This is a genomic window from Micromonospora sp. KC721 (assembly GCF_004348355.1).
Lineage (GTDB): Bacteria > Actinomycetota > Actinomycetes > Mycobacteriales > Micromonosporaceae > Micromonospora.
Genome location: NZ_SMJY01000146.1, coordinates 1 through 15,941, shown reverse-complemented (window position 1 = coordinate 15,941; position 15,941 = coordinate 1). Strand labels below are relative to the sequence as shown.

Sequence of the window (15,941 nt, the reverse complement as noted above, 5' to 3'; positions counted from 1 at the left end):
GTACGGCCAACAGCCCTCCGCCCCCACCCCACGTGCCGGCAGCCTCTACGGCAGCGTCGGCGCGTACCCAAGGGTCGACCCGACGTCTCGCCCCACCGGAGGCGTGTACGGCGCACCGGCCACCCCGGACCGGTCCCGGCCGGTACCGTCGGGGTCCACCGCGTCGACCACGTCAGCCCCGGCCGGGGGGTCGGCCGGATCGACGCCGCCGGCTGCGCCGACGCCGCCGCACCCGACGCAGGCCCCGCCATCGCAGGCAGCGCCACCCACAGGCGATGGCACCGACGCCGACCGCCGAGGGTGACTCCACCTCGTTGCTGCCCGGGCTGCCCGGCTAGGACGGGACGGACCGGTCCGCTCCGATACGCTCAGGTTCGTTGACGACCTGCTGTCGAGGAGCGAAACCGGTGTCTGATCTGTCCCAGATCGTGAAGGCGTACGACGTCCGCGGGACGGTGCCCGACCAGTGGGACGAGCGCGTGGCGGAGGCCCTCGGTGTCGCCTTCGCGCAGATTCTCGACGCCGCTGGTGAGCCAGGCGAGGCGGTCCTGATCGCGCACGACATGCGCGCGACCGGCCCCGGCCTGGCCGCCGCCTTCGCCGCCGGCGTACGCGCCGAGGGGCGGCCGGTGATCGAGTTGGGGCTGGGCTCCACCGACATGCTCTACTACGCCTCGGGCGCACTGGGCCTGCCCGGCGCGATGTTCACCGCCAGCCACAACCCGGCGCAGTACAACGGCATCAAGATGTGCCGCTCCGGCGCCCGGCCGATCGGGCAGGACAGCGGCCTGACCGACATCCGGGACCGCGCGCAGGCGCTGCTGGACGCCGGTGGCCGCCCGGCCGGCGAGCCGCAGGCCCCGGCCGAGCGACGGGACCTGCTCGCCGACTATGCCGCCCACCTGCGCAAGCTGGTTGACCTGTCGACCATCCGACCGCTCAAGGTGGTGGTGGACGCCGGCAACGGCATGGGCGGCCACACGGTGCCCACCGTGCTGGGGGACGCCGCGTTGTCGGCCCTGCCGCTGGAGATCGTGCCGCTCTACTTCGAGTTGGACGGCACCTTCCCCAACCACGAGGCGAATCCGCTGGACCCGAAGAACCTGGTCGACCTGCAACGGGCCGTGGTGGCGCACGGCGCCGACATCGGCCTCGCCTTCGACGGCGACGCCGACCGGTGCTTCGTGGTCGACGAGCGGGGCGAGCCGGTCTCCCCGTCGGCGATCACCGCCCTGGTCGCGTCCCGTGAGCTGGCCAAGCATCCCGGCTCCACGGTGATCCACAACCTGATCACCTCCCGCGCGGTGCCGGAGATCATCCGAGAGCACGGCGGCAAGCCGGTGGTGGCGCGGGTGGGTCACTCCTTCATCAAGGCGGAGATGGCCCGGACCAACGCGATCTTCGGCGGCGAGCACTCGGCGCACTACTACTTCCGGGACTTCTGGTTCGCCGACACCGGCATGCTCGCCGCCATGCACACCCTCGCCGCGCTGGGCGAGCAGTCCCAGCCGCTGTCCGTACTGGCCAGCGTCTACGAGCGGTACGCCGCCTCCGGCGAGATCAACTCGACGGTCGCCGACCAGGCGGCGAAGATCGCCGAGGTGCGTACCGCGTACCCGGAGGCGGAGGCCGACGAGTTGGACGGTCTCACCCTGCGGTTCCCCGACGGCGCCTGGTTCAACCTGCGCGCCTCCAACACGGAGCCGTTGCTGCGGCTCAACGTGGAGGGGCCGACCGAGGAGCGGATGATCTCGCTGCGCGACGAGGTGCTGGAGCGGGTTCGCCGATAGGATCCCCACCGCCGGTCGGCACCGCCGGCCGACGACACCGCACACGTGGAAGGAGCCGCGCCGTGGCCCTGGACCCGCAGTTGCTCGAAATCCTCGCCTGTCCGGACACACATCACGCCCCGTTGGACTACGACCCGCAGGCGCAGACCCTGACCTGTACCGAGTGCGGCCGCGTCTTCGAGGTTCGCGACGACGTGCCGGTGCTGCTGCTGGACGAGGCGCGCGGCGGGCCGGAGGCGCAGCCGTGATGGACGGGACGGCCGGGGTCAGCGGCCGGCGGGTGGCCGACGAGTCGGTCCTGGACGATCCGGACACCTTCGCCGAGCAGGACCCGGGCGGCATGCTGCGGTTCACCGCCTCGGCCGGCGCGCAGGTGCGCGAGTCGGCGGCGCTGGCCGCCGAGGCGAACCTCCAGTCACTGGAGGACGAGGGCCGCCCCCGTGCGGTCGTCATCGCCGGCATCGGCACCGCGGGACGGACCGGTGACGTGCTCGCCACGGTCGCCGGGCCGCGCTGCCCGGTGCCGGTGATCCCGCACCGCAGCGCCGGCGTGCCCGGTTGGGTGGGTGCGGCCGACGTGGTGATCGCGGTGAGCGCCTCTGGCCGCAGCCCCGAGGCGCTGGGCGCCGCCGAGGCCGCGCACCGCCGGGGCGCCCGGCTGGTCGCCGTCGGCGCACCGGACTCGCAGCTGCAGTCCGTCGCGGAGCGGGCCCGCGCGCCGTTCATCCCGGTGCCCCGACGCGCCCCGGCCCGGGCCAGCCTCTGGGCGCTCACCGTGCCGGTGCTGCTCGCCGCCCGTACGCTCGGTCTGGTGAAGGTCAACGAGGCGGATCTGGCCGAGACCGCGGCCCGGCTGGACGCCGACGCCGATCGGTGCCGGCCCACCGCCGAGTCCTTCGTGAACCCGGCGAAGTCCCTGGCGTTGGGGCTGTCCGGGTCGATCCCGATCGTGTGGGGGTCGTCCCCGCTGGCCACGGTCGCGGCGCGACGCTTCGGCGACACGCTGTCGGCCAACGCCCGCTACCCGGTGGTGACCGGGGCGCTCGGCGAGGCCGGCCGGGGCCGGGTCGGTCTGCTCGACGGTGTCTTCGGCGGGCTGGTCGAGTCGGAGCGGGACATCTTCGCCGACCCGGGTGAGGTGGAGGGCGACCCGACCCGGCTGCGGTTGGTGCTGCTGCGCGACGGCGGCCTGAACGCCGAGGACGACACCGACGAGCCCCTCGCGGTCGAGGAGCGCCGGGCCGAGGCGGTGCAGACCCTCGCCGAGCGGCGCGGGGTGCGCTGCGACGTGGTGACCGCCGAGGGCGGGTCCGCCCTGGAACGGCTGGCCTCGCTCGTCGCGGTGCCCGACTTCGCCTCGATCTACCTCGCTCTGGCCCACGGCCTGGACCCGATGGCGGTCCCGGCGATCACCGAAATGAAGGAGCTGGCGAACCAGTGAGCGACCGCAGGAAGCGCACCGTTCGGTCCGGGGGCGGGGCGCCGCGCGCCATCGCGCGAAGCCGGGGAGCGGCGGCGTGAGCGCGAACGGTGGGACCAAGGCGATCGTCGCCGCCCTGCTGGCCAACGTCGGCATCGCCGTCACGAAGTTCATCGCCTTCCTGCTGACGGGCTCGTCGTCGATGCTGGCGGAGTCGATCCACTCGGTGGCCGACTCCGGCAACCAGGGGCTGCTGCTGCTCGGCGGCAAGCGGGCCCGGCGGGCGGCCACCCCCCAGCACCCGTTCGGCTACGGGCGGGAGCGCTACGTCTACGCGTTCATCGTCTCGATCGTGCTGTTCAGTGTCGGTGGTCTGTTCGCGCTCTACGAGGCGTACCACAAGTGGTCGCACAAGGAGGGCATCACCGAGTGGCACTGGGTGCCCGTCACCGTGCTGGTCGCGGCGATCGTCATGGAGACGTTCTCCTTCCGTACCGCGATCGTGGAGTCCAACCGCGTCCGGGGCAACCAGTCCTGGGTGCGCTTCGTACGGCGGGCCAAGGCACCCGAGTTGCCGGTGGTGCTGCTGGAGGACCTGGGCGCGCTGGTCGGCCTGGTCTTCGCGCTCTTCGGTGTCACCATGACCCTGATCACCGGCAATGGTGAGTGGGACGCGATCGGCACCGCGATGATCGGTGTGCTGCTGGTGGCCATCGCGGTCATCCTGGCCATCGAGACGAAGAGCCTGCTGCTGGGCGAGGGTGCCGAGCCCGCCGACGTCACCGCCATCGAGAACGCCGTCACCGAGGGCCCCGAGGTTGAGCGGATCATCCATATGAAGACGCTCTACCTCGGACCGGACGAGCTGATGGTCGCGGCGAAGATCGGCGTCCCACCCTGCGACAGCACCGAGAAACTGGCCCGCGACATCAACACCGTCGAGGACCGGATCCGGCGGGTGGTGCCGATCGCCCGGGTCATCTACCTGGAGCCGGACATCTACGATCCGGCTGCCGCGCAGCGCGCCGGCAACGGTGCGGCGGTCGCCGGGCAACCCGTGGGGGAGCCGGGCGAGGTGACCGGGCGGCCCGGGAGCTGAGCGTGGAACTGCTGTACGGGCCGATCCGTGACTACGCCTGGGGTTCCCGGTCGGCGATCGCGCAGTTGCAGGGGCGGCCGGTGCCCAGCGACGGGCCGGAGGCGGAGCTGTGGTTGGGGGCTCATCCGGGCGCCCCCGCCACGGTGGACCGGGACGGTGTCCGGGTGAGCCTGATCGACCTGCTGGTCGCCGAGCCGGGCCACTGGCTCGGCGAGGACGTGATCGACCGGTTCGGCCCCCGGTTGCCGTTCCTGATGAAGGTGCTCGCGGCGGACGCCCCGCTGAGCCTGCAGGCGCATCCGGACGCCGAGCAGGCCCGCGCCGGGTACGCCGTGGACGCGACGCGCACCGACGGGCACCGCAACTACGTCGACCCGTACCACAAGCCGGAGCTGCTGGTCGCCGTGTCCCCGATGGAGGCGCTCTGCGGTTTCCGTGACCCGGTGGAGTCGGCGCAGGTGCTCGCCGGGTTCGGCGTACCCGCGTTGGAGCCGGTGGTGGCGGCGCTGCGTGCCGGGCCGGTGGGGCTGCGCGACGCCGTACGCCAGTTGTTGACCTGGCCGGCGGCGGAGCGCGCCGGGCTGGTCCGGGCGGTGGTGACCGCGGACGTCACCAGCCCGGACGCGGAGTTGGCGCGGGCTCTCGCCGCCCGGTACCCGGGCGACCCCGGGGTGCTGGTGGCGCTGCTGCTGCATCACGTGAAGCTGGCACCGGGGGAGGCGATCTGGATGCCGGCCGGCAACCTGCACGCCTACCTGCGGGGCACCGGGGTGGAGGTGATGGCGGCCAGCGACAACGTGCTGCGCGGCGGGCTCACCCCGAAGCACGTGGACGTCGACGAGCTGCTGCGGGTGCTGCGCTTCGAGGTGTTGACCGATCCGGTGGTACGGGCGCGGGCGGTGGCGCCGGGGGTGGTTTGCTGGCCGGTGCCGGTGGACGACTTCGCGCTGCACCGGGTGACAGTGGACGAGGGTACGCCGCAGGTGCGGCTGCCGCTGCCGGGCCCCCGGGTGGTGCTCTGCCGGGCCGGCAAGCTGGCGGTGGACGACGGCGCCGGTGTGGTCACCCTGGAGCCGGGGCAGGCCGCGGTCGGTACGGCCGCGGCGGAGCCGCTGGTCTTCACCGGTGAGGGTGAGGCGTTCGTCGCCACCTGCGGCGCGTTCTAGCCAGAGCTGAGGGGCGCGGTCATGGCCGCGCCGCCGCCTACGAGCCGGGCAAATCCTGGCGAGACACCCGTCCGGTCCGCCGCGTCGGCGGCTGGAGCGAGGTCACGGGTGCGCATTCTATTGACATGCCTGTAGCCGGAACTTAATCTCGCCGACAAGGCGAATCGGTTCGACTGGCAATCCCGATCCGCACCCTCACTTTGCCTGCTGACTCGCTGCTTATCGTGCAGCAGCGTGGCGCAACACTCGAATCGATTCGCAGATCCGCTCCACTTGGACGGGAGAACTCGATGCTCGCTCACCGAAGCCGGCGTACGCGTCGGCTGACAACTCAAACCACCCTCCTGGGCCTGGCTGTGGCGCTGGCCCTGCCGGCCTCTCCCGCGCTGTCGGCCGAACCGGCGGCCAACCTCGTCCTGCACTACGACTTCGAAGGCAGCCTGTCGACCGGGGTGGTCACCGACCGCTCACCGTCCGGGCTCAACGGGACGCTGGTCAACCCCGGCTCGGCCAGCACCGCTGCGGGCGCGGACGGCACCCAGGCAGTGGTCCTGCCGGGTGGCGCAAGCACCTCGACCACCGCGCCGTACGTGCGCATCCCGAACGGGCTGTTTAAGAACCGCTCGGCCGTGACCATCTCCACCTTGTTCAGGTGGTCGGGCGGCCCGGACTTCCAGTGGGTCTACAACCTCGGCAAGGACCTGAACACCGCCACCTTCGTGACCCCGTCCTACCAGGGGGAGGCGACGACCCGGTCGTCGATCAAGCCGGTCAACGGCAGCGCCGAGGTCGGCGTGCCGGGGACGCAGAAGCTGCCGACCGGCCAGTGGGTCAACCTGACCACCACCATCAACGGCCAGACCATCACCTACTACATCAACGGGGCGAAGGTCGGCAGCCGGACCGCCACCATCAACCTCGCCACCGTCATGCACTCCGACACGAACACCACGTCCGGCTTCCTGGGCAAGGCGTTCTGGAACGGGCACCCGTTCCTCGCCGGCGCGCTCGACGACTTCCGGGTGTACGACGCCGCGCTGACCCCGGCGGAGGTCGCCGACCTCGCCGGTAACCGTCTGGCCACCCTGACCGGCCTGGCGCAGACGTCGTTCACCATCACCACCCCCGCTGGCACGGCGCCCAACCTGCCCGCCACCGTCGACGGCCAGTACACCGACGGCATCGTCCGCCGGCTGGCGATCACCTGGCCGGCGATCAGCCCGACGCAGTACGCCGACCGTAACCAGTTCACCGTCACCGGCACGGTCGACGGAACGACCACCCAGGTCCAGGCCAACGTCACCGTGATGACCGACCTCGCCATCGACCTGGGCGCCGACACCGGTCCGTTCCACGGCGGCGCCTCCGGGGTCCTCTACGGCCTGTACGGCGAGGGACTGCCGACGCGCAACCTGATCGAGGGCATCAACCTGCGTACCGTCTCGACCAAGGCGCAGGACGGCCCGCAGCACCCCGGCGCGGACGCGCTGGAGGTGGTCAAGCCGCTCGCCGACGCGACCAACGGTGACGTCTACATCTACATGACGGACATCTACCGCGGCTTCCCGTACCAGTGGCCGGGCAGCACCTGCCAAGAGCGGATGAGCGACTACAAGCAGAAGCTCGCCCAGCAGGTCGACCAGGTGCTCCAGCTCCCGGCGGAGTACCAGGACAACATCGTGTTCGTGCCGTTCAACGAGCCCGAGGGCAACATGTTCGGCACCGGGACGTGGAGTTGCAACAAGATCAGCTGGCTGAACAACCCGCAGTACTTCTTCGCCGCGTGGGACGAGGCGTACGCCCTGATCAAGGGCAAGATGCCGAACGCGCGCATCGCCGGGCCGAACACCAGCACGCTCTACAACCAGGTGCAGGGTTTCCTGCAGCACACGGTGGCGACGAACACGGTGCCGGAGGTGATGACCTGGCACGAGCTGAGCAACCCGGCGCAGGTGCGCACCAGCGTCGCGAAGTACCGCGGCTGGGAGCGCACGGTCTTCGCCGGCACGGCGTACGCGGGCCGGCAGTTGCCGATCAACATCAACGAGTACGCCTTCAACTACCACACCTCGGTGCCGGGCCAGATGATCCAGTGGATCTCGGCGATCGAGGAGTCCAAGGTGGACGCGGACATCGCGTACTGGAACATCGACGGCAACCTCAGCGACTCGGCGGTGCAGGCCAACCGCGGCAACGGCCAGTGGTGGCTGCTCAACGCGTACGGGCAGCTCACCGGGCGGACGGTGAAGGTGACCCCGCCGCAGCCGAACGTCAGCTACACCCTGCAGGGTGTGGGCACTCTCGACACCGCCAAGGCACAGGCCAAGACCATCTTCGGTGGTGCGTCGGGCAACGCGTACGTCCAGTTCCGCAACGTCAACAGCGCCGTCTTCGGGCAGAAGGTGCACGCGCTGGTCCAGGAGATTCCGTGGACCGGCCAGCTCGGTGACTCCGGCCAGCCGGAGGTCGTGGCGGAACTCGTCGCTCCGGTGGTCAACGGCAGGGTGGGCTTCGACTTCGGCAACAGCCTGCCGAAGTTGAAGGAGTCCTCCGCGTACCAGATCACCCTGGCCCCGGGTGGCTCGGCGACCTCCCCCGCCGTCGCGCCGAAGCTGTGGCAGGCGACGTACGAGGCGGAAGACGCCGCGCACACCGGCACCGGCTGGTCGCGCAACGGACCGGAGGGCACCCCGTCGGATGTCGCGAAGTTCTACACCTCCGGCACGTACAACGTCGGTGGGCTACGGACCAACTCGGACGTGGTGCTCAACTTCAACGTCTCCGTGCCGCAGAACGGCACGTACGACCTGAGCGTCTTCGCCAACTCGCTCAACACCTACAACCTGATCGCCGAGCAGGGCCCGACCAACATCTTCCTGCGCGTCGACGGCGGCGCCGAGCAGGAACTGCACATGCCGCTGGGCTACAAGTGGGTGGTCTGGGACCACGCTGACACCAAGGTCAACCTGACCGCGGGCAACCACACGATCACCCTCGCGGCGCGCAACCTCAACGGGACACGTACCACCAAGGGCGACGTGATCATCGACAAGATCGACCTGTCGCTGCCCAACCCGGCCGCGAGCCAGGCGATCTACGAGGCCGAGCACGCGACCCTCGCCGGCGGCGCCCGGACCCTCCACAACCAGACCGGCGTGTCCGGTGCCGGCGTGGCCGCGATCCGCCAGGGACAGTCGGTCAACTTCTGGGTCTACTCGCCCGTCGACGGCGAGTCCGCGATCGACGTCGACGTGGTGGGTAGCGCCAACGCCGGGCTCTCGGTCAACGGCCAGAACGTCGGCGACGTCACCGCCGCCAAGCGCGTCAAGGCGTTCCTGTCCGGCGGCATCAACAAGATCACGCTCACCGGCAAGGGCACCACCGACACCCGGGTCGACCGGCTCCGGGTGCAGCGCACCCAGGGCACCCTGGTACCCACCTGGTACGAGGCGGAGAACGCCCAGCGGGCCGGCACGGCCGCGATCGCCGACTACTCGCTGGCCAGCGGCGGCAGGGCGGTGACGAACGTCGGCGGCGACCCGGGCAACGGCAACACGCTGACCTTCACCGTCAACGCCACCAAGGCCGGCGTGTACGCGCTGACCGTCCGCTACTCCAACCCGGAGCAGGCGCCGGCCACGCACTACAACCCGGACCCGCTGGCCCGCCACGCGGACATCTCGATCAACGGGCAGGTGCGGCGGGTCATGTTCCCGCACTCGTTCCACGCCAACAACTACTGGGAGCTGACCATCCCGGTCCAGCTGGTCCAGGGGCAGAACGCGATCAGGTTCTCCGCAGCGGAACTGCCGAACTTCGATGGCACGACGTACGCCTCCGACACCTTCCCCGGCGTACCACTGCGGTCGAAGCAGGCACCCATCGTGGACCGGATCGGGGTGACGCCGTTCGCCGACACCCTGAGTCCGCTGGTGGGCTGACCGGCGGGGCACCTGTCGGCACACGCAGTCCCGGCGTGGGGTCCCGGTGCCACCGGGACGCGGTGGGACCGAGGAGAAGGGCGAGCCCGCAGGCCGGACCGGCTACCGGTCCAGGGTGCCGAACGAGATCAGCATGAGTCCGACTTTCCCGAAATAGCTTGACACTGCGGTGTCTGACTGTGACTCTATGAGTACGCAGCGTTGTCACGACGACAGTCCGGGAGCGCGCGCGGGGGAACCAAACCGGGGGGATGCACGGGGCGGCCGGCCGTGGACGAACACCAGTCCACACCGACCGCCCCGTGCGCTGTCCCCGCCGTACCCTGGATTCAGGACCGGGTCCGGGGGTACGGCGACGGCGCTGTGCCGGCGGCGGTGCTCTCCCCCGGGCGACGGTGCGCGCGCGTAAGGTGGGAGGTCGTGCACACCGTTCGACAGGAGCTTTCATGACCAGCACCCTCCCGGCGTCCACCAGTGCCCCGCGGCCGAGCACCCTCGCCGAGGGCGACTACAAGGTGGCGGATCTGTCGCTCGCCGAGTTCGGGCGCAAGGAGATCCGACTCGCCGAGCACGAGATGCCCGGCCTGATGGCGATCCGTCGCGAGTTCGCCGACGCCCAGCCGCTGGCCGGTGCCCGCATCACCGGTTCGCTGCACATGACCATCCAGACCGCCGTCCTGATCGAGACCCTGGTCGCGCTCGGCGCGCAGGTCCGCTGGGCGTCCTGCAACATCTTCTCCACCCAGGACCACGCCGCCGCGGCGATCGTGGTCGGTCCCGAGGGCACCCCCGACGCGCCCGCCGGTGTCCCGGTGTACGCCTGGAAGGGCGAGAGCCTCCAGGAGTACTGGTGGTGCACCGAGCAGGTGCTCAACTGGCCCGACGGCCAGGGCCCGAACATGATCCTCGACGACGGCGGCGACGCCACCCTGCTCGTTCACAAGGGCGTCGAGTTCGAGAAGGCCGGGGTCGTCCCGCCGGTCGAGTCCGCCGACTCCGAGGAGTACGCGGTCATCCTCGAACTGCTGCACCGCTCGCTCGCCGAGGACGCTCAGCGGTGGACCCGGGTCGCCTCCACCATCAAGGGCGTCACCGAGGAGACCACCACCGGCGTGCACCGTCTCTACGAGATGCACCGCGCCGGCACCCTGCTCTTCCCGGCCATCAACGTCAACGACTCGGTGACCAAGAGCAAGTTCGACAACAAGTACGGCTGCCGCCACTCGCTGATCGACGGCATCAACCGGGCCACCGACGTGCTGATCGGCGGCAAGATGGCCGTCGTGCTCGGTTACGGCGACGTGGGCAAGGGCTGCGCCGAGTCGCTGCGTGGCCAGGGCGCCCGGGTGGTGGTGACCGAGGTCGACCCGATCTGCGCGCTCCAGGCGGCGATGGACGGTTACCAGGTAGCCACCCTGGAGGACGTGGTCGAGCAGGCCGACATCTTCATCACCGCGACCGGCTGCTTCGACGTCATCACCAACGAGCACATGGCCCGGATGAAGCACCAGGCCATCGTCGGCAACATCGGCCACTTCGACAACGAGATCGACATGGCCGGCCTGGCGAAGCGCTCCGACGTCACCCGCGAGAACATCAAGCCGCAGGTCGACGTGTGGCGCTTCGACGACGGCCACGCCATCATCGTGCTCTCCGAGGGTCGCCTGCTGAACCTCGGCAACGCCACCGGCCACCCGAGCTTCGTGATGTCGAACTCGTTCGCCAACCAGACGATCGCCCAGATCGAGCTGTACACCAAGACCGACGAGTACCCGGTCGGCGTCTACGTCCTGCCGAAGCACCTCGACGAGAAGGTCGCCCGGCTGCACCTGGACGCGCTCGGCGCGAAGCTGACCCAGCTCACCAATGAGCAGGCGGCGTACCTCGGGATCTCCGTGGAAGGCCCGTTCAAGCCGGAGCACTACCGCTACTGAGTTCCACCCACACCGGGTCGGCCGCCGCGCGGCCGACCCGGTGCCTTTTGCGGTACGGGCAGCCCAGCCGTCGAGGCGGGCCGCCGCCCCGGTCGGCGGGTCAGCGCGGGGCGCGCACTCGGTCAGGGCGGGCCGCGGCGGGTCGGGCGGAACCAGGTCCAGACGCACCAGCCGAGCCAGGCCAGCGAGACCGCGACCGCCAGCGGGCGCAACCGCAACGCGTTGAGCACGATGATCAACGCCAGCACGCCCAGCCAGAGCCACAGCCCTTTCACGCCCGTACCCCCGGGGTGGGACCGGTGCGGGGAGCGGGCACGGCCGGGCGGAGCGTGTCCGCCGTGGGGGGTGTCGGCCCGTACCGCGGCGGGGCCAGTTCGGGCCAGAGCGCGGCGGTGAACGCGCGGCTGTGGCGCAGCCGCAGTGCTCCCCGACGGTTCCGTTCGGCCAGCACCGCGGCGAGGACCAGCGGCTCCGGTACGCCGCGCGGCGGGGGCGGCGAGGTCACCGCCGCGACCTCGCGCCACAGTCCCTGCGCCAGCCGGGTCCGGGACGGCTCGGCGAGCCGGTTCGCCCGGGTCAGGTACTGCCGAACGGCGAGCGCCAACGCGTCGTCCAGTCGGGTCAGGTCCAGCGTGACCGCCCATCCGACGAGCGGCGGCGTGATCGTCGGGGCGGGTAGCCACGGCTGCGCGGAGCGGGTGTGCACCACCATCGTCCCGGCCACCAGGTCGCCCAGTCGCCGCCCGCGCCGGTCGGTCAGCATCACCGTGACGCCGGCGGCCCAGCTCAGCAGGGGCAGCACCAAGCCCGGCCACTCCACCGCCACCCCGACCAGCGCCCGGGTCAGCGACTGCCGCAACCCGACCGGCCCGCCGTCGGCGGCGACCACCCTCAGGCCGACCGCCATCTTGCCCGGCGTACGCCCGTGGCAGAAGCGCTCGAAGAGCACCGGATAGCCGACCAGCGTGAACACGAGGAAGACCGTCGCGAGGCCCTCGAAGAAGGCGCCGTCGAGCAGCCCCGAGGGCAGCAGTTGCACCGTCAGCGCGCTGAGCAGGATCGCCAGCAGCACCGCCAACACCGCCTGGGCGACGATGTCCAGCAGCAGCGCCAGCACCCGGGAACCGAGTCGGGCGGCGCGTACGTCAAGCTCGACGGCCTCGCCGCTGACCAGGCCGGCGTCGGCCCAGGCCGGGGCACGGCCGGCTGTGCCGGTGGGAGCGGGCACCGGTGGTTGCGCGGTCACCCGCACAGTGAACACTATGGGCGCCGGACGGGGGAGGACGAGTGGATCTCGACGCGTACGTCGCCGAGCACGAGCACGAGTGGCGGCGGCTGGAGCGGCTCTGCCGCCGACGCCGCCCGGACGCGGACGAGGTCGACGAGTTGGTGGCGCTCTACCAGCGTGCCGCCACCCAGCTCTCCGTGCTGCGCAGTCGTGCACCCGACCCGGTGCTGGTCAATCGCCTCTCCCAGCTGGTGCTGCTGGCCCGGGCCAGGATCGCCGGTCGGCGCGGCGCGTCGTGGGCGGCGGTGGGCCGGTTCCTGACCGTCGGTTTCCCGGGCGCGGTCTACCGGGCCTGGCCCTGGTGGTGCGCGGTGTCGACGGGCTTCACGGCGCTGAGTTTCTTCCTCATCTGGTACGTCGCCGGCAACCCGCAGACCGCGGCGGCGCTCATCGGCCCGGAGGCGGCGGCCGACCTCGTCGACTCCGGCTTCGCCGGCTACTACACCGAGTTCTCCGCGCCGACGTTCGCCTTCCACCTGTGGACGCACAACGCCTGGGTGGCCGCCCAGTGCCTCGCCTCCGGGGTGCTGGTGGTGCCGGTGCTGTACCTGCTGTGGCAGAACGCGTTGAACATCGGCGTGGTTGGCGGCGTGATGGTCGCGTACGGTCGGGCGGACGTGTTCTTCGGCCTGGTCAGTCCGCACGGGCTGCTCGAACTGACCGGCGTGTTCGTCGCCGCCGGGGTGGGGCTGCGCACGGCGTGGGCCTGGATCGCGCCGCCGGCCCGGCTGACCCGTGGCCAGGCGGTCGCCGAGGCGGGCCGCTCGGCGGTCCTGGTCGCCGTCGGCCTGGTCGGGCTCTTCGCCGTCTCGGCGGTGCTGGAGGCGTTCGTGACCCCGGCGCCGGTGCCCACGGCACTGCGGGTGGGCATCGGCGCCGCCGTCTGGCTGGCCTTCCTCGCCTACGTCGTCCTCCTCGGCCACCGCGCCACCCTCCAGCCCGGAGACTTCGCGGATGATGATGACGTTGGCGGCGCCGAGGTTGGCCCCCACCGCCGTCAATTTCATGATCAACGGGGTGAAGGGGTTCAGAGCCGGCCCTGGGCCTTCAGACGGAGGTAGGTGTCGGCTACCACGGGTGCGAGACGGTCGGCGGGGGCGTCGACGACAGTGACGCCGTGGCGGGCCAGGGCGGCGCGGACGCGGGTCCGCTCATCAAGGGCCCGCCAGGCCGCTGCGGCGGCGTAGGCGTCGGCCGGGCGGGCCGGCGCGGCGGTGGCCAGGCTGGTGAGCACCGGGTCGTGCGCGGCCGCGACAACCACCCGGTGCCGGGCCGCCAGTCGGGGCAGCACCGGCAGCAGCCCCGCACCGAGCGCGCCCGCCTCCAGGGCGGTGAAGATCACCACCAGGCTGCGCTGCCGTTCCCGGCGCAGGACCTCCCCGACGACCAGCCCGAAGTCCGTCTCCACCAGGGCCGGTTGTAGCGACGCGACCGCGGTCACCAGTCGGTTGAGCAGGTTCGACCGGCCGTTGCCGGTCACCGTGGCCCGGACCGCGATGTCCGCGGCGAGCAGGTCCACCCGGTCGCCGGCCCGGGCGGCCAGCGCGGTGAGCAGCAACGCCGCGTCGATGGAGGTGTCCAGCCGCGGCTCGTCACCGACCCGTACCGCCGAGGTGCGGCCGGTGTCCAGCACACAGACCAGCCGCCGGTCCCGCTCCGGCCGCCAGGTGCGTACCAGCACGTCGCTGCGGCGGGCGCTGGCCCGCCAGTCGATCGACCGGACGTCGTCGCCGACCACGTACTCGCGGAGCGTGTCGAACTCGGTGCCCTGCCCCCGGCCCCGGGTCACCTGCGTACCGTCGATCACCCGCAGTCGGGACAGCTTCTCCGGCAGGTGCCGCCGCGAGTCGAAGCGGGGCAGCACCCGCAGCGTCCAGGGTGGCGTCGCCGGCCGGCCGGCCCACTGGCGGAACGCCAGCCCCAGCGGGCCCAGCGACCGCACCGCCAGGGCCACCGCCGGCCGGTCGCCACGCCGGGTCGGGGTCAGCCGGCTGGGCAACACCGCCGTGCCGCCGGGTGCCACCCGGGTCACCCGCTGCGGCGGTACGTCCCCGACGGCGCCGGCCGACGGCACCCAGGCGTCCCGGACCTGGGCGCGCAGCGTACGGCTGGCGGTGTTGGTCAGGCGCAGCGTGATCGTGGCGGTGCCGCCGAGGCGTACCGACCGGTCGCCGTCCCGGGTGGCGGTGACCGCGTGCAGCGGTGCGGCCAGGGCCCAGTCCACGGCGCAGAGCAGCAGCACCGCGCCGGTCATCAGCGCGACGCCGACCAGCGGGGCCGGCCAGACCGGCAGGCTCAGCGCACCCACCAGCAGCAGGACGCCCGCCCGCCAGGTCATCGCGGTGTCGGCACGGTGGCCAGCACCGTGTCCAGCACCCGGTCCACGCCGACGCCCTCCAACTCCACCTCCGGGCGCAGCCGCAGCCGGTGCCGCAGCGTGGGCCGGGCCGTCGCCTTCACGTCGTCCGGGGTGACATGGTCCCGTCCGGCCAGCCAGGCCCACGCCTTGGCGGTGGCCAGCAGCGCGGTCGCCCCCCGGGGCGATGCGCCCAACTCCAGCGCCGGGGTGGCCCGGGTGGCCCGGCACAGGTCCACGATGTAGCCGAGGACGGCGTCGGCGACGTGCACCCGGCCCACCGCCTCCCGGCCGGCGGCCAGGTCGGCCGCGGTGGCCACCGGCCGTACGCCCGCCGCCGTCAGGTCGCGCGGGTCGAACCCGGCGTGGTGGGCGCGCAGCACGCCCAGCTCCTCGTCCCGGCTGGGCAGCGGCACGGTGAGCTTGAGCAGGAACCGGTCGAGCTGCGCCTCGGGCAGCGGGTAGGTGCCCTCGTACTCGACCGGGTTCTGGGTGGCGGCGACGATGAACGGGTCGGGCAGCGGGCGGCGGGCGCCCTCGACGGAGACCTGCCGTTCCTCCATCACCTCCAGCAGCGCCGACTGGGTCTTCGGCGGCGTCCGGTTGATCTCGTCGGCGAGCAGCAGGTTGGTGAAGACCGGCCCTTCGCGGAAGGTGAACGCGGCGGTGTGCGGGTCGAAGATCAGCGAGCCGGTGATGTCGCCGGGCATCAGGTCGGGGGTGAACTGCACCCGCTTCGAGTCGAGGTCCAGCGCGGTGGCCACGGTGCGGACCAGCAGCGTCTTGGCCACCCCCGGCACCCCCTCCAGCAGCACGTGACCCCGGCACAGCAACGCGATGACCAGCCCGGTGACCACGGCGTCCTGCCCGACGACGGCCTTGGCCACCTCGGCGCGCAACCGGTGCAGGGCGGCCCGGGCGTCGTCCGCGCCGGCTGTCGCGGGCAC

12 protein-coding genes are annotated in these 15,941 nt (G+C 71.9%); 8 read left to right on the top strand and 4 right to left on the bottom strand.

Going from position 1 to position 15,941, the window contains the following annotated elements:
* Positions 1–407: 407 nt before the first annotated feature.
* The 7 genes from E1182_RS22025 to ahcY all read left to right on the top strand — a co-directional run bounded on the left by E1182_RS22025 (position 408) and on the right by ahcY (position 11,350).
* Positions 408–1,790, top strand: coding sequence for a phosphomannomutase/phosphoglucomutase (locus tag E1182_RS22025; protein WP_132268400.1), 1,383 nt, complete (start codon positions 408–410; stop codon positions 1,788–1,790).
* A 62-nt stretch (positions 1,791–1,852) separates the two neighbouring features.
* Entirely contained in the window at positions 1,853–2,038 is a 186-nt protein-coding gene (locus E1182_RS22020; protein WP_132268397.1) for a Trm112 family protein, read from the top strand.
* A complete protein-coding gene (locus E1182_RS22015; protein WP_132268395.1) occupies positions 2,035–3,231 on the top strand; it encodes an SIS domain-containing protein in 1,197 nt (398 codons plus the stop codon). Before E1182_RS22020 ends, E1182_RS22015 begins: the two co-directional genes overlap by 4 nt.
* A 76-nt stretch (positions 3,232–3,307) precedes the next feature.
* Positions 3,308–4,309, top strand: coding sequence for a cation diffusion facilitator family transporter (locus tag E1182_RS22010; RefSeq protein ID WP_132268393.1), 1,002 nt, complete (start codon positions 3,308–3,310; stop codon positions 4,307–4,309).
* A gap of 2 nt (positions 4,310–4,311) precedes the next feature.
* Positions 4,312–5,475, top strand: a complete 1,164-nt coding sequence (gene manA / locus E1182_RS22005; RefSeq protein WP_132268391.1) for a mannose-6-phosphate isomerase, class I — start codon at positions 4,312–4,314, stop codon at positions 5,473–5,475.
* A gap of 290 nt (positions 5,476–5,765) precedes the next feature.
* Positions 5,766–9,416: a LamG-like jellyroll fold domain-containing protein gene (locus tag E1182_RS22000; RefSeq protein WP_132268389.1), complete on the top strand. Its 3,651-nt coding sequence runs from the start codon at positions 5,766–5,768 to the stop codon at positions 9,414–9,416.
* A gap of 446 nt (positions 9,417–9,862) precedes the next feature.
* The gene (gene ahcY, locus E1182_RS21995; protein WP_132268387.1) at positions 9,863–11,350 is read left to right on the top strand and encodes an adenosylhomocysteinase; all 1,488 of its coding nucleotides are present in this window, start codon (positions 9,863–9,865) and stop codon (positions 11,348–11,350) included.
* Between the two features lie 122 nt (positions 11,351–11,472).
* Here the strand turns inward: ahcY and E1182_RS31235 are convergent, their stop codons facing one another.
* Together E1182_RS31235 and E1182_RS21990 are read right to left on the bottom strand one after the other, a co-directional pair.
* Entirely contained in the window at positions 11,473–11,625 is a 153-nt protein-coding gene (locus E1182_RS31235; protein ID WP_165942685.1) for a hypothetical protein, read from the bottom strand.
* A complete protein-coding gene (locus tag E1182_RS21990; RefSeq protein ID WP_243706368.1) occupies positions 11,622–12,596 on the bottom strand; it encodes an RDD family protein in 975 nt (324 codons plus the stop codon). Before E1182_RS21990 ends, E1182_RS31235 begins: the two co-directional genes overlap by 4 nt.
* 41 nt (positions 12,597–12,637) lie before the next feature.
* On the opposite strand from E1182_RS21990, the gene E1182_RS21985 reads away from it, so the two are divergent.
* Positions 12,638–13,699 (top strand): stage II sporulation protein M, encoded by a 1,062-nt coding sequence (locus E1182_RS21985; protein ID WP_132268385.1) that lies wholly within the window; start codon positions 12,638–12,640, stop codon positions 13,697–13,699.
* On the opposite strand, the gene E1182_RS21980 is transcribed toward E1182_RS21985, so the two are convergent.
* The gene (locus tag E1182_RS21980; protein ID WP_132268383.1) at positions 13,666–14,976 is read right to left on the bottom strand and encodes a DUF58 domain-containing protein; all 1,311 of its coding nucleotides are present in this window, start codon (positions 14,974–14,976) and stop codon (positions 13,666–13,668) included. The two genes, E1182_RS21985 and E1182_RS21980, sit on opposite strands and share 34 nt — an antisense overlap.
* On the bottom strand, positions 14,973–15,941 hold the full coding sequence (locus E1182_RS21975; protein ID WP_132268381.1) for a MoxR family ATPase: 969 nt from the start codon (positions 15,939–15,941) through the stop codon (positions 14,973–14,975). Before E1182_RS21975 ends, E1182_RS21980 begins: the two co-directional genes overlap by 4 nt.